Source organism: Enterobacter sp. JBIWA003 (genome assembly GCF_019968825.1).
Classification (GTDB): Bacteria; Pseudomonadota; Gammaproteobacteria; order Enterobacterales; family Enterobacteriaceae; genus Enterobacter; species Enterobacter quasiroggenkampii.
Genome location: NZ_CP074170.1, coordinates 2,681,537 through 2,700,891 on the forward strand (window position 1 = coordinate 2,681,537; position 19,355 = coordinate 2,700,891).

Annotated in this window: 19 protein-coding genes; 2 read left to right on the plus strand and 17 right to left on the minus strand. The window is 54.8% G+C overall.

Translation table 11 applies throughout. The annotated features are described in order from the left end of the window. Window positions 1-98 precede the first annotated feature (98 nt). On the minus strand, window positions 99-1,151 hold the full coding sequence (locus KGP25_RS12870; protein WP_048223579.1) for a YcjF family protein: 1,053 nt from the start codon (window positions 1,149-1,151) through the stop codon (window positions 99-101). After that, complete coding sequence (locus tag KGP25_RS12875; RefSeq protein WP_223539060.1) at window positions 1,148-2,545, minus strand: YcjX family protein; 1,398 nt, start codon at window positions 2,543-2,545, stop codon at window positions 1,148-1,150. The genes KGP25_RS12870 and KGP25_RS12875 overlap by 4 nt, the downstream gene beginning before the upstream one ends. 155 nt (window positions 2,546-2,700) lie before the next feature. On the opposite strand from KGP25_RS12875, the gene KGP25_RS12880 reads away from it, so the two are divergent. Next, the gene (locus KGP25_RS12880) at window positions 2,701-3,711 is read left to right on the plus strand and encodes a LacI family DNA-binding transcriptional regulator (RefSeq protein WP_032674909.1); all 1,011 of its coding nucleotides are present in this window, start codon (window positions 2,701-2,703) and stop codon (window positions 3,709-3,711) included. A gap of 34 nt (window positions 3,712-3,745) precedes the next feature. On the opposite strand, the gene KGP25_RS12885 is transcribed toward KGP25_RS12880, so the two are convergent. From KGP25_RS12885 to pspA, 15 genes are all read right to left on the minus strand, one after another. Beyond that, the gene (locus tag KGP25_RS12885; RefSeq protein WP_223539061.1) at window positions 3,746-4,660 is read right to left on the minus strand and encodes an OmpG family monomeric porin; all 915 of its coding nucleotides are present in this window, start codon (window positions 4,658-4,660) and stop codon (window positions 3,746-3,748) included. A 66-nt stretch (window positions 4,661-4,726) separates the two neighbouring features. Next, window positions 4,727-5,809: an ABC transporter ATP-binding protein gene (locus KGP25_RS12890; RefSeq protein ID WP_223539062.1), complete on the minus strand. Its 1,083-nt coding sequence runs from the start codon at window positions 5,807-5,809 to the stop codon at window positions 4,727-4,729. A gap of 13 nt (window positions 5,810-5,822) precedes the next feature. Then, window positions 5,823-6,488, minus strand: coding sequence for a beta-phosphoglucomutase (gene pgmB, locus KGP25_RS12895; RefSeq protein WP_223539063.1), 666 nt, complete (start codon window positions 6,486-6,488; stop codon window positions 5,823-5,825). Continuing rightward, entirely contained in the window at window positions 6,478-8,757 is a 2,280-nt protein-coding gene (locus tag KGP25_RS12900) for a glycoside hydrolase family 65 protein (RefSeq protein ID WP_223539064.1), read from the minus strand. Before KGP25_RS12900 ends, pgmB begins: the two co-directional genes overlap by 11 nt. After that, on the minus strand, window positions 8,751-9,809 hold the full coding sequence (locus tag KGP25_RS12905; protein WP_126533752.1) for a Gfo/Idh/MocA family oxidoreductase: 1,059 nt from the start codon (window positions 9,807-9,809) through the stop codon (window positions 8,751-8,753). The genes KGP25_RS12900 and KGP25_RS12905 overlap by 7 nt, the downstream gene beginning before the upstream one ends. An 11-nt stretch (window positions 9,810-9,820) precedes the next feature. Next, entirely contained in the window at window positions 9,821-10,609 is a 789-nt protein-coding gene (locus KGP25_RS12910; protein WP_045908869.1) for a sugar phosphate isomerase/epimerase, read from the minus strand. A 17-nt stretch (window positions 10,610-10,626) separates the two neighbouring features. Next, window positions 10,627-11,679 (minus strand): zinc-binding alcohol dehydrogenase, encoded by a 1,053-nt coding sequence (locus KGP25_RS12915; protein WP_111966570.1) that lies wholly within the window; start codon window positions 11,677-11,679, stop codon window positions 10,627-10,629. Window positions 11,680-11,707: 28 nt separating this feature from the next. Further along, the gene (locus KGP25_RS12920; protein WP_048029782.1) at window positions 11,708-12,550 is read right to left on the minus strand and encodes a carbohydrate ABC transporter permease; all 843 of its coding nucleotides are present in this window, start codon (window positions 12,548-12,550) and stop codon (window positions 11,708-11,710) included. Further along, complete coding sequence (locus tag KGP25_RS12925) at window positions 12,537-13,418, minus strand: sugar ABC transporter permease (RefSeq protein WP_223539065.1); 882 nt, start codon at window positions 13,416-13,418, stop codon at window positions 12,537-12,539. Before KGP25_RS12925 ends, KGP25_RS12920 begins: the two co-directional genes overlap by 14 nt. 22 nt (window positions 13,419-13,440) lie before the next feature. Next, a complete protein-coding gene (locus tag KGP25_RS12930; RefSeq protein WP_063621847.1) occupies window positions 13,441-14,733 on the minus strand; it encodes an ABC transporter substrate-binding protein in 1,293 nt (430 codons plus the stop codon). A 14-nt stretch (window positions 14,734-14,747) separates the two neighbouring features. Beyond that, a complete protein-coding gene (locus tag KGP25_RS12935) occupies window positions 14,748-16,445 on the minus strand; it encodes an alpha-amylase family glycosyl hydrolase (RefSeq protein WP_282441148.1) in 1,698 nt (565 codons plus the stop codon). A gap of 196 nt (window positions 16,446-16,641) precedes the next feature. Beyond that, window positions 16,642-16,866, minus strand: coding sequence for a phage shock protein PspD (pspD, locus tag KGP25_RS12940; protein ID WP_023312043.1), 225 nt, complete (start codon window positions 16,864-16,866; stop codon window positions 16,642-16,644). Between the two features lie 12 nt (window positions 16,867-16,878). Beyond that, window positions 16,879-17,238 (minus strand): envelope stress response membrane protein PspC, encoded by a 360-nt coding sequence (pspC, locus tag KGP25_RS12945; protein ID WP_023617934.1) that lies wholly within the window; start codon window positions 17,236-17,238, stop codon window positions 16,879-16,881. Continuing rightward, on the minus strand, window positions 17,238-17,462 hold the full coding sequence (gene pspB / locus KGP25_RS12950) for an envelope stress response membrane protein PspB (RefSeq protein WP_063621850.1): 225 nt from the start codon (window positions 17,460-17,462) through the stop codon (window positions 17,238-17,240). The genes pspC and pspB overlap by 1 nt, the downstream gene beginning before the upstream one ends. A gap of 49 nt (window positions 17,463-17,511) precedes the next feature. Continuing rightward, window positions 17,512-18,180, minus strand: coding sequence for a phage shock protein PspA (gene pspA / locus KGP25_RS12955; RefSeq protein ID WP_023617933.1), 669 nt, complete (start codon window positions 18,178-18,180; stop codon window positions 17,512-17,514). 166 nt (window positions 18,181-18,346) lie between these two features. Here pspA and pspF point away from each other — a divergent pair, with 166 nt between their 5' ends. Beyond that, entirely contained in the window at window positions 18,347-19,324 is a 978-nt protein-coding gene (gene pspF, locus KGP25_RS12960) for a phage shock protein operon transcriptional activator (RefSeq protein WP_163341628.1), read from the plus strand. The last annotated feature ends 31 nt before the right edge of the window (window positions 19,325-19,355 follow it).

Consider the following 19,355-nt stretch of genomic DNA (forward strand, 5'->3'; position numbering starts at 1 on the left):
TTTAAGCCAATAACAGTAAAATGATATGTCAGAACACGGTGATCCGGAAGATGGCTGTCAACAAATATTGACAGCCAGCACGATTAGTGAACAAAACCTCACGGCGCAGGTTTTTTATTGAGCGTCTCTTTGAGCTGGCCGATCAGTTCACGCCTGAAATCCCCCAGCCGGGGCTTATCGCCGTCAATCCAGGGCAGCGGACGGCAGACTTCCATCGCTTTAATCCCCAAACGCGCGGTTAATAATCCCGCACCGATGCCCTGAGCCGCACGGGCAGAGAGACGCGCCGCCAGATCCTGCGACATCCAGTCCATTCCCACTTCGCGCACCAACTCACTCGCCCCGGCAAATGCGATATTGAGCAGGACCAGCTTAAACAGTCTGAGCCGACTGTAGTAACCCAGCTCTATACCGTAAAGGTTCGCAATACGGTTGATCAGGCGCAGGTTACGCCAGGCGATAAAGGCCATATCGACCAGCGCCAGCGGGCTGACGGCAATCATCAGGGTGGATTCCGCCGCAGACCGGCTGATTTCGCGCCGCGCCTGAGCATCCAGCACCGGCTGAACCATGTGGGAATAGAGTGTCACCACTTCCCGGTCATTCTGGGTCTCATGGATGGCGGCGTACCAGCGCTGAAGCGCCGGGTGCGACTGATCAATTCCGGCCTGACTGGCCAGCTTTTCACAGAATGCGCGGCCTTTCCCGGTGCCGTGGCTGTGGAGCAGATCCCGCGCTTCATCACGCTCGTGTGCGCGCTGGCGCAGACGCCAGAGTCGACGCCATTCGGTGGCAACCGACCCGACGCCCGCCCCCACAATCAGCGCGCCCGCGGCGCATCCGCCCAGCGCGACCCAGTCCTGAGTTTGCCAGGCATTCATCGTCCACTGCACGCCCTGCCCAACCACGCTTACGCCAAACAGCGCCAGACCGGCGATAACCATCCTGCGCCACAGGCTGCGTTTTGGACGCAGCGCGGCGTCCACGACCGCCTCCGCCGGACCGTCCTCAACAGCGGGCTCGTCCTGCAGCGCCGGGGCAAAGTTATCGGCCTGGGTTCCGCTGAACGTCTGCGCCGTTTTGAACGCCTCCTGGGCGTCCTGCTCAAGCGTTCCGGTAAAGTCAATGCGCGGTTTTAATGGTTCCGTCATCGCAATTTATCTCCAATCAAAAACTCCAGCGCCGCATCCAGACGGATGTGCGGTAATGGCCTGTCGACGCTCATTGTCTGCGGGCGGAAGGCTTCAAACTGGAAGCCCTGATTCTGCCAGAAGGCCTGACCCGGCAGCCGCGCAGGCACTTCGCCCGGATACACGGTAAGCGGTTCACCGTCGCTGAGTCGGTTCCCGCGTAATGCCGGTATTTTCTCGCCGTTAAGGTCAATCAGCCCGCTTTGCGTTGCCTGCACCGACGCGAGCCCAAGGCAATCCATGCTGATCCCTTCGAAGGCGGCGTTTTGCCAGGCGTCCTGCACCAGCTGCTGCAGCAGCGACACCATATTGGCATGCTGGTCGACCGTGACGTGATCGGCTTTTGTGGCCGCAAAGAGCAGTTTGTCGATCACCGGTGAGAAAAGACGGCGGAACAGCGTCCGCTGCCCGTAGTGAAAACTTTGCATCAGCTGCGTCAGGGCAAGGCGCATATCGTTGAATGCCTGTGGCCCGCTGTTGAGCGGCTGCAGACAATCCACCAGCACAATCTGACGGTCAAATCGTAAAAAGTGGTTCTTATAAAACCCCTTAACCACTTTTTCACAGTAGTAATGGTAACGCTCGCGCAGCATCCCGGCGTTAGTGTGCTTATCAGCCTGCGCCAGCGTCGACTCGCCAACCCCGTCCACATCTGGCCAGGGGAAAAACTGAAGCGCAGGCGCGCCTGCTAAATCACCCGGCAGAACAAAGCGCCCCGGCTGAATGAAGTGTAACCCTTCCTGTTTACACTGGTGTAAATACGCCGTCCAGGCGTCGGCAATGGCGGCCAGACGGTTTTCATCTGCTGGGGCAAGCGGATCCAGCCCTTCGCACAGCTGGCGCCATTTGGCTGACCACCCGGCGCGCTGCCCCTGCAGCAATCCCGTCATCTGGCGTGACCAGCTGAGATAATCCTGCGCCAGCATCGGCAGGTCGAGCAGCCATTCGCCGGGGTAATCGACGATTTCAAGGTATAGCGTGGAGGTATCCTTGAAATGGCGCATCAGGGATTCATTCGAGCGGAAACGCAACGCAAGACGTATTTCACTGACCCCTCGCGTCGGCGTCGGCCACGCGGGCGGATCGCCATACAGCTGCGCCAGCCCTTCGTCATAGGTAAAACGGGGAATACCAAAATCGCGCTGAGGGACGCGCTTAACGCCCAGCAAACGCTCTTCCCGCACCGCGCCAAGCAACGGCAGACGCGCCCCTGCGTGCAGGTTCAGGAGCTGGTTCACCATCGCGGTAATAAACGCCGTCTTACCGCTGCGGCTCAATCCTGTCACCGCCAGTCGCAGATGACGGTCAACGCCGCGGTTTACCAGTGAATTGATTTCGTTTTTAAGTCGCTTCATCGCCGTCCTTCGTTGCCTGGAAGCCTTGAATGCATGGCTTCAGAATACAATAAATGGGGGCAGATCGTTGATTATCAATTCTTATTTATTGCTATTGCCGTTTTTTCTCCAGTAAGATGAACGACATTGCTGTCAGTTCTGAGTGAGTAAGGTGTATGTCACCCACCATTTATGATATCGCACGGGTTGCGGGCGTATCGAAATCAACCGTTTCCCGCGTTCTGAATAAACAAACGAATATTTCTCCCGAAGCACGTGACAAAGTGCTGAAGGCGATTGATGAATTAAATTATCAGCCCAACAAACTGGCTCGCGCCCTGACCTCTTCAGGATTCGATGCCATTATGGTTATTTCGACCCGTTCAACCAAAACCACTGCCGGCAACCCTTTTTTCTCCGATGTCCTTCATGCCATTACGGCAAAAGCGGAAGAAGAAGGATTCGATGTTATTTTACAAACCTCAAAAAGCAGTGAAGACGATCTGCTGAAATGCGTGAGTAAAATAAAACAGAAGATGATCAAAGGGATCATCATGCTGAGTTCGCCCGCAAATGAATCCTTTTTCACCACGCTGGATGCGTATGGCGTACCGGTAGTGGTTATCGGTAAAGTGGAAGGTGAGTATCAGAATATTTACTCCGTCGACACGGATAATTTTCATGACAGCGCTACGCTGACGGAAACCTTTATTAAAAACGGACGCAAGAAAATTGCCTGTCTGCATGCGCCGCTTGATTATCACGTTTCGATCGATCGCCTGGCGGGTTATAAAGCCAGTCTGGAAAAGCACCATATTGCGATGAACCCGGACTGGATCATGGACGGCGGTTATACCCATGAGAGTGCGCTTAAAGCGGCTCTGGAATTGCTCTCATCACCCACGCCGCCTGATGCCGTATTTGCTACCGACAGCATGAAATTACTCGGCCTTTATCGCGCGGCGGATGAGTTGAATCTGATGATTCCGGAACAGGTGGTGATAGCCGGATACAGCGACCCGATGCTGTCTCTCATTTTAACGCCCGCACCTGGCGGCTTTGATATCCCCACCCGAAAACTGGGGGAAGAGAGCTGCGATCTTCTCTTCAGGCGTATCGCGGGCCATCCCGCCCCGCAAAAAGTGCTTGTCGATACGCATTTTTTACTGGCGGCCTCGCTGCGCTAAAACCAGGGGCTTGTAGCCCCTGGAAGCCCCTCGGTCAGAACGCGTAATTTACCCCAACGCCCGCATAGTGGAAGCGGTCGTTGTCACCCTCGTCATGGTTTTCCCATTCATAGGCGTATTCAAGCGTCATGGATAAACCGTTGTTGAAGTCATAGGCGTACTGCATACCCAGGCGGTTGAAATTATGCCCTTCACGCTCAGGATCGTCCTGCCAGTCCCAGTTCGACCAACGATCGAGCCCCAGTCGCGTATAAGGCGTTAAGGTCGTCTGGCCCAACGAAATAGGGAGATAGGCGCGAATTTCCTGGGTGGAGAACTCGCCGTTATTACGTGAACCGTCCATATTGAAACCGCGCTCTAAATAGTAATTTACTTTAGCGGCAAAGGTTTCGTTAATGGTCCAGGTAAAGCCCGTTTCGGTTTCGACACGGCTGTCTGAATAGCCGGTTTTTTCCAGATCGTTGGCAAATTGATACATGGCAAACCAGCCGCCAAAACGCCAGTCGTCGGTTAATTTTATATCCCAGTCAGGCTGAATTTTGTAGCGCTGCATATTTGCGCTGCCGTCTCTGGCGCCGTGTTCATCCTTAAAGTGATAACCATAATTACGGAAGCCGCCGGTCAGACCGAACGTAAAATCATCGGTTCCGATAAAGCGATAGCGTAATTCAAATTCCGGGCGATCAAAATAGGTGCCGCGGGTCATGCTGCTATAATCAACCGGCCCTTCCTGATACATTGCCAGCGAAATAGTCCAGGCATCCCAGGTTGCATTAAACCACACGGAAGGTTCATATAATCCGTCTTTATCCTCCCCCTGGCCTTCGACGTTTTCTATTTCATACATCGCGCCAATATTAAATTCCCACTGTTTAGCCGTTTCTGTTGCATGTGCACAGCTAACCCCTGCGCACAGCACGAGCGAAGCACTTTTTAGTAGAGTACTCATCAAATATTCCCTTTATAAGTAACAAACAAAAAAACCGGAAATGGATATTTCCGGCGAACACCTTTCTTATCTAATAGCCGCTTCGGTTTCAGCGTCGAAGAAATGGCACTTATTCATGTCGAACTGGATGCCGATATTATCCCCAGCGGCATAATCATTCGCGGCTCCCGCGCGAACAACCAGTTCATGGCCGCCAACGGTGGCGTAGAGCATGAACTCTGCACCGGTCAGTTCGGCCACGCTGACTTTTGCCGCGATGTTTTCACCGCTACTCTGCTGGGTGAGAATATCTTCCGGGCGGATCCCAAAGACCACGGCTTTACGCTGGTACCCTGCGGCATGCAGTGACGCGAGTTTGTCTTCGGGGATCTCGAGACGCAGCGTTTCCGTGACGAAATAGCGGTCGTCGATGGCGCCACGAACAAAGTTCATGGCTGGCGAGCCAATGAACCCCGCAACAAACATGTTTGCCGGCTCATTGTATACCAGCTTCGGTGCACCAACCTGCTGAATAATGCCGTCTTTTAAGATCACAATCCGGGTCGCCATCGTCATGGCTTCCGTCTGATCGTGGGTCACGTAAATCATCGTGGTATTGAGCTTCTGATGGAGCTTGCTGATTTCAGCCCGCATTTGCACGCGAAGCTTGGCATCGAGGTTGGAGAGCGGTTCATCCATCAGGAAGACGCCCGCTTCCCGAACTATCGCCCTGCCCAACGCCACGCGCTGACGCTGGCCACCGGACAGCGCGCCGGGTTTACGCTTGAGGTACTCCCGTAAGCCGAGGATCTGTGCCGCCCAGTTAACGCGCTCTTCGATAACCGCCGGGGCGATTTTCTGCATCTTCAGGCCAAACGCCATGTTGTCGTAGACCGTCATATGCGGGTAAAGCGCATAGTTCTGGAACACCATGGCGATGTCGCGTGACTTGGCGGGCACGTCGTTCATGCAAACGCCGTCGATGACCAGTTCGCCGGCGGAGATTTCCTCCAGCCCGGCAATCATGCGCAGCGTTGTCGATTTACCGCAGCCAGACGGACCGACAAAAACGATAAACTCCTTGTCCTCGATTTCGAGATTAAAATCCTTCACCACGTGGACCTGGTTATCGTAAATTTTCTGAATATGTTTCAGTGACAGTTGTGCCATTTTTAATTCCTTATCAATACGCCCGGGAGGCCCAGAAATCGGTCAGGCATTTCCAGGTCAGTTCCTGCGTTGAATGAAGCTGTAATCCCGCATGGGTCAGGCCTGAGCCAATCCCGACCGACAGCATGCCCGCCGCGTTGATCGCCGCCACGCCTGCGGGCGCATCTTCGACCCCGATGGCCGCACCAGGGCGGACGTTCAGGCCAGCACAGGCGGCGAGGAAGATCTCCGGATCCGGTTTTGAACAGACAATGCGGGAGGCATCAGCGCAAAAATCAAAGGCGTCATGAATACCCAGGGCATGCAGTATTCCAGGTGCATTGAGGGAAACGGAGGCGAGCCCAATTTTGACCTCTGCCGCCCGAATGTCCGCCAGCACCTCCCGGATACCCGGCAGCAGCGACGCCTCGGTCAATGACGACAGCGATGCGACGTAGAGCGCATTTTTCTTCCGCGCCAGCGCCAGGCACTGTTTATCGTCAAACGCCTCCTCTTTTCCACCGTGTCGCAGGATCCGCTGCAGGGATTCCATGCGGCTAATTCCCTTCAGCTCCTCGTTAAACACCTCATCGATAGTGATGCCGATCTCCTGCGCGACCGAACGCCAGGCGAGAAAGTGCAGATGTGCGGTATCGGTGATAACCCCATCAAGATCGAATACAACGGCTTCAGGCTTCATCGCTGGCCTCCGTGGTAGCGGTCCCATTAAAAGATGTAAGAAATTCCCTACGGGAGAATGCCTGCCGCTCCGATACGCAAACCGTTTTTCCCCACAGCGTTAACGTGACGGGCGCGGAGGTATCGATGGTTAAAACGTTATTTTCAAACGTGAAGCGCAGGCGTGCGTTCTGCCAGCGCAGCGGGAAGGCAAGTTTTCGCCAGTGAGCGGGTAGCTTCGGCGCAAGGTGCAGCTCGCCCTCAACAATCTGCATGCCAGCAAACCCCTGAATGACGCCGGACCAGATGGCACCCGTGGCCGCAGCATGAATGCCGTCATCGCTGCTGTGCGGATCGTCGCCCAGATCGATAGCCACGCCAGCGCGCCAGAAGGCGTAAGCCCCTTCCGTATCGCCACAGCGGGCGGCCACAATGCCGTGAATAGCCTTGCTCAGTGAAGAGTCATGGATCGTCCGCGGCTCGTAAAACGCCAGGTTGGCCGCGCACTGGGCTGGGGTAAATTTCTCCGGCAACAGGTAGTTAAGCATCACCACATCAGCCTGCTTGAGGATTTGCATCTCGTTAACTTCCGCGCGAGAGTAATCCAGCAGGATGGTCTGCTTACCCGCTTTGGCTTTATAGCGGCTTAAATCGATGGCGGGTTTCGCCATGAACGAATCGTCCTGCGGGATCACTCCCCCGGCGTCGGCTTCCGGCAGCCACAAGCGGGCCAGGAAGGTGGTCGCCTTCTCCATGAAGCAGGCCTCTTCACGCTCAAACATCGACATAAACCGGCATGCGCTGGCCACGTTGTGCCAGGCCAGATAGTTGGTGTAGGCGTTGTTATTCACATGCTCGGTGTATTCGTCCGGCCCAATCACATCATGAATTTCCAGGCGCCCGTTGACCTCCGTGGCGCGGCCCATCCAGAACGTTGCCGTCTCCACCAGCAGGGTCAGCCCTTCATTACGCATAAACGCGTCATCGCGCGTGGCCTGCCAGTAGGCCACAACGGCCCAGGCAATGTCCGCCACGATGTGGTGTTCGGCCAGGGCGGAGGCCACTTTCTGCCGCATGCCCGTACGGATGTTGATAGCCGCAAACTCCGGCGTCTCCTCTTTGCCGCTCGCGGCACTCTCCCACGGGAACAGCGCGCCCGGCCAGCCGTTGCGGCGGGCTTTTTCCCGGGCCCCGGCCAGGTTCAGCCAGCGATAGCGCAGCAGACTGCGGGCCACCTGCGGACGAGTGAAAAGATGGAAAGGCAGCAGGAATATTTCGGTGTCCCAGAAGACATGGCCTTTATACCCCTCGCCGGTCAATCCCTTAGCGGCAATGCTGCTCCGCTCATCATGGGCTGGCGTCATGGTGGTCAGATGCCAGACGGCATAGTCCGGCGCCATCTGATCGTCAGGAGATGCAGAAGCCACTTCCACCCTGGCGTCACGCCATACGTCTTCCCATGCGCAGGCTGAACTTTCCAGCAGCGAGGCATAACCCCTTGCTGCACAAACCTTGAGATCCGCCAGCGCGCCGCGCGCGAAAGATTCCTGTGACAGGGCTTTATCGCTGCGATGGACCACCCAGACAAACTTATCCAGCGTGACAGTGTCACCCTTCGGTATCGTCAGGGAATAGTGAGCAGAGAGCCGACGATTTTTAGCGGTAAAGCAGCTTTCGCTGTCGGCTGATAGCTGACAAAAGGCTGAGATGACAACATCAGCGGCCCGGTCCTGCGTTTCATACACACCCTGCATATAGTGCTGGTCGAACACCCTGACGGAAATTTCATCCAGATGTTGCCGGCCCGTATTGGTTTGTGTCGCATCAATGCCGGTTTTCATCACCACCTGCGAGGCATCATCCAGCGGGGTGATCGCAAGCTGCATGGCCACAAGCGGCAGCTGATCCAGAGAGACAAAACGACGACTCTCCAGGCGATAGCGCTTTCCATTGGGCGAACGCCAGACGACGCGGCGATGCAGTTCGCCGTTGGCAAACGCCAGCTCGCGCTGCCACTCAAGAATCTCCCCGGCCAGAAGGGTGTAATTCACCCCGTCCAGCTCAACCTCGATACCGGTGATATCGGGCAAATTGATCAGCTCAGTGGTCTCGTTACGTCCCGCCTGATGATAGAGGCCCGCAAGATACATTCCTCGGGTTTGCTGGGTGTAATCTTCTTCATGCGCAGCGCGAATGCCCATGTAGCCGTTACCGCATGCCATAATGGATGCGTACTTATTCAGACTGTGCGGACAAAAGCCCGGATCGGTTAATACAGACACGCTCAGCATAATGTTACGCTTTCCCCTGTTTCTGCCGATTGATAAAGCGCCGCGACAAGCTGCTGAATCACCAGCCCCTGTTCAGCATCTGCAATCATTACGGGCTCTCCCTGCACGTGGCGGACAAAGGCCTCCATGCTGCGTAAATGGCGCTGGTCGTCAGCCTCTTCACGCTGAACCAGGGTTTGTAACGCCCCGGCGTCATCCTGATAAACGTGGGCCGGGAAAAGCGTCGCCCCCGCCTTTTCACCGCAAAAGGCGACATTCATGATCGACTGCTCGCGGATATTCAGCGCGAACGAGGTGTCCAGACGCAAAATGCCGCCGTTGCAGAATTCGATAGTGCCAAACAGGGCATCTTCCACCGTAAACTGTGCGGGATCCCACGCGCCGAACTGGCCGCTGCTTTTTTGGGTTCCCAGCCTCTGGAAGCCGTGCGCCGTGACTCTTTTGACCGCCGGGAAACCCAGTACGTACATCGCGGCATCCAGCATGTGAATGCCAATGTCAATCAGCGGCCCACCGCCCTGCAGCGCTTTGTTAGTGAAGACGCCCCAGCCCGGCACGCCACAGCGCCGTAGCGCCTGCGCCGAGGTGAAGTAGATTTCGCCCAGCGTTCCGTTCATCACGGCCTCGCGCAGCAGCTGCGTGTCGAGCGCGAAACGGTGATGAAAATCATATGCCAGCACCTTCCCCGCCTTGCGTGCAGCCATCCGCATCTCATCGGCCTCTTGCGGCGTCATGGCGGGCGGTTTTTCGCACATCACATGACAGCCAGCCTCCAGCGCCGCCATCACATGCTCAAAATGAAATCGGTTTGGCGAACAAACGCTCACCACATCCGGCTTAACCGCCTCCAGCATGGCGCACGCGTCCTGCCACGCCGACGGTATGGCATGACGCTCCGCAAAAGCCTGTGCCTGTTCGAGGCGGCTGTCCATGACAGCCACCATCTGAACATCACTGCGCGTGGCGTAATACGAGGCATGCACTTTGTCCGCAACCTGCCCGGCGCCAATGATGGCGACGCGCAGTGGCGACGTTGTTGAAGCACTCATCACGCTCGTCATCCTTAGCATTCACGTAAATAAGTGAGGGAATCCCGATAAGCCTGAGCGGGATCTTCAGCACGTACGCGGCACTCGTAAACCACATAGCCCTGGTAATTATCCGCACGCAGCTGATCGAACAGGCTGGCAAAATCGAGGCTACCGCTTCCCGGCTGGTAACGATGGTTATCAGCGATATGCACATGGCCCAGCAGATCGCGATGCTGATGCAGCGCCTCCGTCAGCGAATCTTCTTCAATGTTCATATGATAGAAATCACCGATGATCTGCACGTGCTTGAGGGCGTTCTCTTCGATATAGCGTCGTGCGTCAGCCAGGGTGTTGATCATGTGATCCTGGTAGCGGTTCAGCGGCTCCAGATAGACGGTGGTTCCGGTGCGCGCTGCCACCTCATCCAGCCAGCGCAGCGAAGCACTTACCGCTTTGCGGTCGCCTTCGAGGCTGCGTGGTGAGGTCATTGGCGGTAAACGGAAGGTGAACATGCCCCAGGCTGCAGGCACGATAATGCCCTTGCCGCCCACTTCGGCCAGCGCTTCCAGAATGCGTTCAATCTGGGCTAAGCCGTTCAGGCGACGCTCTTCGATAAAGTCACCAATCCAGCCATCGTATCCGCCGCAGGCGGTCGTGACCGGCAGGCCGGTGGCCTTAATCGCCGCTTTCACCTCGGCGAGGTTTTCCACCAGCAGCTTGCCGTCAATTTCATAGCCATCAAAACCCATCGCTTTGATGTACTCGAATTTCTCCAGGATATTGCCCGGGAAAAAGGCCTGATTTTGTGTTGCGATTTTCATGAGTTGCTTTCCTTAGCTTAAAAAGTGACGCCCATTTTGATGCTCAGTTCCGGATGCTGATCCACATATTTCATGTAGCTTTCAGCGCTGCTGGTGAAGGTCACAACCGGATCGATCAGATCTTCACAATTCAGATAACCGTTCATCAGCAGTTCCCAGCAGGTCTCTTCAATACGCTTGCGGCTCCAGCGCGGGTAGTCCGGGTTTGGCTCACTGCAGGCGCGGGAGAAGACAATCTTCGCGTTGTTGAAGTGCGCTTCACGCCCCAGATTGAAGCCTGCAGCGAACGGTTTAGCGAACGCAACGTAGGAAATGGTGCCGCCGTAGGCGAGGCCGCGCAGTGCGGACTGCAGCGCATCGGCAAAGCCGCTGGTCTCGATGATCACATCTGCGCCCTGCTTTCCGGTCAGCTTTTTAATTTCCAGACCGACATCTGTGCCGATTGGGTTCAGGCAATGGTCCGCGCCATGACGGCGGGCAATGTCGCAACGGTGTTCGATAGGATCCACGCCGATGACGACTGACGCGCCGGCTTTTTTCGCCAGTTGGATCGCAATCTGCCCAATCGCGCCGAGGCCTACCACCACGACAAAGTCCCCGACCCGCACGTTGGCATCACGCACGCCGCTCATGGCAAACTGTGCCGGATCGTAGCAGACGGCGTTCTTCCAGGAGGCACCCTGCGGCATTTTGCGCAGCTTGTAGTTGTTGACGGCATTCACGATGACCGTCTCCTGGAGCGGCCCGTAACAGCAGACGCGATCGCCCGTCTGGTATTCCGTGACGTCAGCGCCGCATTCGATAATGTCGCCAACAATCATATTGCCCAGCTGGAACTTACCGAATTCTATCCCGCGGGCCGCCCCCTCTTCGCGCGGGGTAAACATCTGCCACTCCGCATTGAACTCTTCATCGATAAACGGACTTGCCGCGCGGAAATCCACCACTTCGGTACCGTGTTTCGGTGCGCCAAAGCAGGCACGAATTTTCACTTCATGTCCCGCAACCGGGCGATCTTCATACTCTACGAGCGCCGCCACGCGTGGCGCTGTCGCAACTAATTTTTTCATGATTGACTCCTTGTTAAAATTGGCCGCCTCAGCCCTTCACGCCACCGGCGGTCAAACCACTTTTAATAAAACGTTCAGACAGGGCGTACATGATGACCACCGGAAGTGCCGTCACCAGCGATGCCGCCATCATGCGACCCCAGATATAATCAGGTGTGCTAAAGAGCGTGTTCAGCCCGACCGGCAAGGTGAAGTTGCTGGCGCTGGACAGGAAAATGGACGCAAACAGATAGTCGTTCCACGCCACCATGAAGCAGTAGACAAACACCGATACGAGCCCGGATATCGCCAGCGGCACGGTAATACGGAAGATGATTTGCAGGCGGTTAAGGCCGTCCATCATTGCGGCTTCTTCTATTTCGTCCGGAATGGTGTCGAAGTAGCTGCGCAGCATGAACACCGCCGTCGGTAACGTCTGCGTCACCATGGTGATAATCAGCGCCAGCTCGGTGTCGTAGATCCCCAGCGCGGTGATGATTTTGAACAACGGCACCACCAGCAAGATGCCGGAGAACATGTAGACGGTGTAAAAACTCGCATTGATCGTCGTGCGGCCCTTAAAACGCAGCTTGGACAAGGCGTAAGCGCCCAGCGTACCGAGAAACACGGCAATCACCGATGAGGTCAGCGACACCACCATGCTGTTTCTGAAGTAATCCACAAACGGGAAGATCAGCGGGTTAAAGATGTCGATGTAATGTTGCAGCGTCCACGCCTGCGGCAGAATGGTCGGATGGAGCGAGATCGCCTCTTTGGCGCTCTTGAATGACGTCATCAGCATCACGAAGAACGGGAAAAGCGTGATGATCAGAAATACCGCCAGCCCCAGATAAAAACCAATACGGCTCAGTACGCGTTTATTTATTGCCATTGAGGTTCACCCTTTTTCTGGTCAGCAGAATCACAGCGAAGATGATCACGAACAGCACCACAGAGATCGCCGCTGCTTTGCCCAAGTCGTTGAAAGCGAATGCGGTTTTGTAGAGATAGACGCCCAAAATATCGACCTTCGTGGTCAGCAGGTAGACGTCAGCAAACATGTAGAACATCCAGATGGTGCGAAGCGTGACCACCGTGGCCAGCACCGGCATAATCGCGGGCAGCGTGACGATACGAAAACGCTGCCAGGCATTTGCGCCGTCCATTTCCGCCGCTTCATACAGGGATTTATCAATGGTCTGTAAAATCGCCAGGAATGAGATAAACGCGTACGGGAAGTAACGCCAGATCGCGAACAGCACCACCAGTACGAAGCTGCTGTTCGGGTTGTCAAACCACAGCGGCGCCTGGTCATACAGATGCAACAGGTCTACGCCCAGATAGTTCACGATGCCGTAGCCGTTGTTGAACATGTATTTCCAGGCAAACACCAGCGAAATAGACGGCGTGACGTAGGACAAAATCACCAGTGAACGTGCCGTTTTGCGCAGGCGAAACTCGCGATTGAAGAAGATGGCGACGGCGAGACCCAGCACCGTGCTGCCAATTACGACCAGCGCCGTGTACCAGAAGGTCATCCACAGCGAGTTCCAGAAAGCGGCATCGCTGAGAATGCGAATGTAATTGTCCAGTCCGACAAACACGGCGCTAATGCGCGGATTGAGCGGCAAGCGTAAAAAACTGATTTCAATATTGGAAATCATTGGCCAGGCCACCAGGCCCCCCAGCAGTATCAGGCTGGGGGCCAACAGCAGCATGGCGAAAGGCATATCTGAACGACCAGAAAACAACGTCTTCATAATTTCCTTCCGCAGAGCGCTCCTATCGTTGTGTAATGAGATCAGTCAGTCGCTTCTGGCTGCTGCTTAACGTTGTGTTAAGGTCCTTCTGCCCCACCGTGACGTTATGCACCATGGAACTGATAATGCCGGAGCCCGTCACGTCGCCCATGCGGGTGAAGTTTTTATCCCCCACGGCGCCAAACACCTGCACGTTCGGGAACTGCGCAATCAGCTCATAAGGCAACTGCCCAAACGCTTTAATCACGTCGTTGTTTTTCCAGGTCTCCGTGCCCACCACCAGTTTGTTTACCGGCAGCGCCGCGCCCGGCGACATCATGACCCAGTCCGTCGCGTTTTGAGCCTGTTCCATCCAGGTAACAAACTTCTCGGCCGCTTTGGTCTCCGCTTCGGTTTGTCCGGTGGTGATCGTGAGCGAGGTGATCATGCCGTACACCGCCGATGACGTTTCAGTCGGGACAACGAAGCCCAAATTAGAAGGGTTTCCATCCTTGTAGACAGCAGGCAGGATGTAGGTGGAGTAAACCGCCATCGGCGCAGACCCGTTCATGAAGGCGTCTTTGATCTCCATGACATCGTTCGAACCCGGCATGGTGGTCGCAGCCAGCGCTTTATAAAACGCCAGCGCTTTTGCCATTTCCGGGGTATCGATATCGACATTGCCTTTTGCATCAAACACGTTCGCGCCACCGGAAAGGGCAAACTGAGAGAATGACTGCTCGGTCATCACGCTTTCCGCCGTCGGCAGCGCGATGCCGTAATGCTTTTTAGCCGGGTCGTTCAGACGCTGGCTGGCTTGCAGAAGCTGTTCCCAGTTATGCGGCTCCTCAATGCCCGCCGCGGCCAGCACATCTTTGTGATACCAGACGCCGGAAAGCCAGGCGCTGACCGGCACGCCCGTCCAGGCTGCGCCATCTTCCGTACGGACTACGCGTAAGATTCCGTCATAGAAGGTGTTTTCCCCCACCGCTTTAACGGCTTCAGCGATAGCGTCACGATCCAGAAGCTGTTCTTTATCCATTACTTTTGCGTAGTCATGGCTGACCTCAATCACTTCAGGCAGCGCGCCGGTTCTTGCCAGCGTAATCACCTTGGTGTTGTAGGCATCCTCTTCCACCGGTACCTGTTTTACCGTGATGTCAGGGTTCTCTTTCTCGAATTTTTCGATCAGTTTCGTAATAACGGCCTGACGCTCCTGCTCTACCGACGAGTGCATAAACTCAATGGTGACAGAGGACGCTTTGTCATCCTTACAGCCTGATAACAGGGCGCACGAAACCAGTGCTGATATCAGCACAATTCTGGGTGTTTTCATGTTTAAGGTCCTTTTTAGTTTTCTTTAATCCACAAAACCTGCCATGGATTTAGGGTCAGAGTCGTATCGGTAATATCTTCTCCGCTAATCAATTCCCTTCCGGCGTGAATGTCAGATTCAACCGTTTGAGGAGCATCACTGAAATTAAATAGCGCTGTTATTTTTTCACCACAATCCGCCACGCGAACAATTTTTAAAACATGCTCACCTGACGTGCTAAAATAAGCCTGACTGTCAGGGTGAAATGCTTTTTCCGCACGACGCAGTACGATTAACTGGCTTAACGCACAATAGACCTGATAACGCAGACTATTTTTATCTTCAAGCGTGCTATCAATTTGTCCTGCGGTATATTTTTCGCGATTTATCGCACGGTTATATCCCAGACGCTCTACCCCGTCATAATCATTACGGGAGCCGAGAATACTCTGGATATAAATCGCAGGCACACCGGGGAAGCTTAACAGGACGGCATGGGCCAGAATAAACCGGGCAATGCGATCGCTATCATGACTTTCTCGCGTACTTAATGCATCCAGATAGGTCACATTAATTTCATAAGGGCTTCGCGTGCCATCCGGGTTATTTTTCCAGTTAACCAACGCGCCTTCGGACTGAAGCTTCTCTACAAGCGAGAGGATCTCCGACTCAGGTAATATTCCGCGTAATGGGTTAAGACCAATGCCATCATGCGAGGCCAGGAAGTTGAACCAGGTGGTTTTGGTAGAAGGCAACGTAAGCGACGCCGCCCACTGACTCAGCGTGCGCACATCCTGACAATGCACCGCATGCAGCACCAGCGGGGGCAACGAGAACTGATAAACCATCTGCGCTTCATTTTCGCCGTTACCGAAGTAAGAGACGTTATCTTTATGCGGAACGTTCGTCTCGGTGATTATCGCCGTGCCGGGGGCAACCGCCTCGGTAATGGCGCGGAAAAGCTGGATGAGCTGGTGAGTTTGCTCAAGGTGAATGCAGCTCGTTCCCGGTATTTTCCACATGAACCCAACGGCATCCAGTCGAATATATCGCGCCCCTTCAATAAGGTAATGCAGCAGCACGTCGACCATCGCAATCAGCACCTGCGGAGAGGCGAAGTTGAGATCAACCTGGTCCTCACTGAAGGTGGTCCACAGGTGTCGTACGCTGCCATCATGAAGCGTGAAAGGGGTAAGAAGCGGTAAGGCACGCGGACGCGTCACCGCGGATAAATCTGTTTCAGGATCGACAGAAATAAAGAAATCATCATACCCTGGCATTTGCTTCAGGTAATTAGCAAACCAGGCACTTTTGGCCGACATATGATTGCAGACGAAATCAAACATCAGGCTGGCTGACTGTTTTAATTCAGCAACATCTCGCCATGTTCCGGTTTCAGGCGCAACTTCATGATAATCAATGACAGAAAAGCCGTCGTCCGAGGACCACGGATAAAAAGGCAAAAGATGGACATGAGAAAAAGAACGCGAAAGCCATTTGTTATAAAAACGTGTAAAAACAGGGAGTGCTTTCTCCCCTTTCGCTGAAAACTGGTCGGCATAGGTTATCAGAACGACATCTTTTTCATCCCAGCCCATTTTACGCTTTTCTGTAATAACAGAGGCGGCCTTTTCAATATTTTCCAGCAACACATGAAGATGTGCTTCAGAAAACGTTTTTCCATAAACAAGATCAATGAGTGCTTTAATTTTTTCGTTCACTTTATTTTCCATGGTAGCGGTCCCACGGAGTGGCAATCTACTCCCATGAAAAATATCTGTCAACGGACCGGGCAGGAGAAAAACACGATTGCAAAGCAGCTCAGCACAATATTGTGAGCTGCCGCAAAGAAAGCAGGGTTAACGAGGAAGTGAGGTTAATCATCGCCAGCCCCCCTCCAGGAAGAGTAAGGGCTAACGCGTGAGGGAATTACTGGGACAAGTAGCGGCGCGACAGCCGTTTTGCCACTTTTTGCAACAGCGGTTCGAGCGCCACGGCCAGAACCATTCTGACCGGCTTGCGGGCAACGGATTTTATCGCCCACCCCGCCACGCCTGCTGGGCCGAAACGTAACGCGGTCAGCAGGACCAGTTTACCTGCGATTTTGAGGCCGGGTTTAACCTTCTGACCGGCCTGTTGCCAGTGTTGTTTCATCTCTTCACTCTCTTAAAGCTGACGAAAACGACTTCTCAGCGTAAAGGTATCCGACGTGACATAGCGTTCCATTTCCCGTAACCGCTTCTCCCCGGCAGCTAGTTGTTCATCAACAGCATTAAGGAGATCGCTGCTGGTGGGTGCGCCTTCCGCCGCCAGTTCTCCTTCCGGCATCGGGTCAAGAACAAACGACAGCACGATGTAAGCGACCAGGGTTATAAATGCCAGACCAAAGAAGATCGACAGCACCGTCACCACGCGTACCAGCTTAACCGGGACGTCAAGATAATGAGCCAGCCCGGCACAGACGCCGCGTACCATGCCCTGCTGTGGAATTCGCCACAGCTTTTTGTTCAGATTCAGTCCAGACATTAACGGTCCCTCCAGTTTGGATGTTCAGCATCCAGGATGGCTTCCAGCGCCTGAATGCGTTCACGCATTTTGTTCGCCTCATCGGAGAGCTGTACCAGACGCTGTTGTTCACTCTGGGAGAGTTCGCCCCGTGTGGAACGGTTGCTGTAGTGCAGCCATAGCCAAATCGGCAAAACGAACAGCACGAAAATAGTCAGGGGAATAGCCAGAAAAAGCGCGCTCATGTGTACTCCTTGTCTTACGATGCGGCACGTTCAGGTGCCGCACGAATTATTATTGGTTATCTTGCTTCATTTTGGCTTTCAGTGCCGCCAGCTGCTCGCTGATTTCATCATCGGCCTTGAGGTCAGCAAACTGCTGATCCAGCGACTTCTGCTTACCGATACCGTGACTTTCGGCTTCCGCTTCCATCTGGTCGATACGACGCTCAAACGACTCAAAACGGGCCATCGCTTCATCCAGCTTACCGCTGTCGAGCTGGCGACGCACGTCGCGGGAAGAGCTTGCCGCCTGGTGACGCAGGGTCAGCGCCTGCTGACGCGCGCGGGTTTCGCTCAGTTTGTTTTCCAGCTCGCCAATCTCTTTCTTCATGCGGGTGAGCGTGTCATCCACCAGCGTCACTTCATGCTCGAGCGTCGCGACCATGTCTGCCAGCTTCTGTTTTTCGATCAGCGCCGCACGGGCCAGATCCTCTTTGTCTTTGCGCAGCGCGAGTTCTGCTTTTTCCTGCCATTCGTTCAGCTGAGCGGTGGCCTGTTCAATACGACGCGTAAGCTGTTTTTTCTCCGCCAGCGCGCGGGCGGAGGTAGAGCGGACTTCAACCAGCGTGTCTTCCATTTCCTGAATCATCAGACGCACCAGCTTCTGCGGATCTTCCGCTTTCTCCAGCAGTGAGTTGATGTTGGCGTTCACGATGTCGGCAAAACGAGAAAAAATACCCATAATTGACTCCTCATAGTTATGTTATCGGGCGATGCCCTGCTGTACAGATAATACAAATCTCATGCCAACTTTTTATCTTATTGATTTAACAGGCCATGGTTGATTTTCATGCAGTGAAGAACTATTCTTGCCTGGTGAATATCGCTAAGGAGTGGTTAATTTCATCATGCCTGGATACAAAGACAATTTACTCGGCGAAGCAAACAGCTTTCTGGAAGTGCTGGAACAGGTTTCTCGCCTGGCGCCGCTCAATAAACCGGTGCTGATTATCGGCGAGCGCGGTACGGGTAAGGAACTCATCGCCAACCGTCTGCACTATTTATCCGGGCGCTGGGACGGCCCCTTCATTTCCCTTAACTGCGCGGCGCTGAATGAAAACCTGCTCGACACCGAACTCTTCGGCCATGAGGCGGGCGCGTTTACCGGCGCCCAGAAACGCCATCCCGGACGCTTTGAGCGCGCCGACGGCGGAACGCTGTTTCTTGATGAGCTGGCCACCGCGCCCATGCTGGTGCAGGAGAAACTGCTACGCGTGATTGAATACGGCGAACTGGAGCGCGTCGGCGGTAGCCAGCCGCTGCAGGTGAACGTGCGCCTGGTGTGCGCCACAAACGCCAACCTGCCGGAGAGGGTGACAGAGGAAAAATTCCGTGCCGATCTGCTCGACCGCCTGGCCTTTGACGTCGTGCAGCTTCCTCCGCTGCGCGAGCGAAGAAGCGACATTATGCTGCTGGCAGACCAGTTTGCGATTCAGATGTGCCGCGAGCTCGGACTGCCGCTGTTCCCCGGCTTCAGCGATTATGCACGGGAGACGCTGCTCGCGTACCACTGGCCGGGCAATATCCGCGAGCTGAAAAACGTCGTGGAGCGTTCCGTCTATCGCCACGGCAGCAGCGAGACGGAGCTGGACAACATCATTATCGATCCTTTTCAGCGCAGCGCCCCGCCCTTGCCCGCACCAGCATCTCCAGGCGACGCCCCTGCTCTTCCCCTTGATTTGCGCCAGTTCCAGCACGACCAGGAGAAACAGCTGCTGGAGCAAAGCCTGAAGATGGCGAAATACAACCAGAAACGGGCGGCTGAACTGCTGGGTCTGACCTACCATCAGTTAAGGGCATTGCTTAAAAAGCATCAAATGCGCTGACAATATCAGCACTTACCATAGACATTTTTAC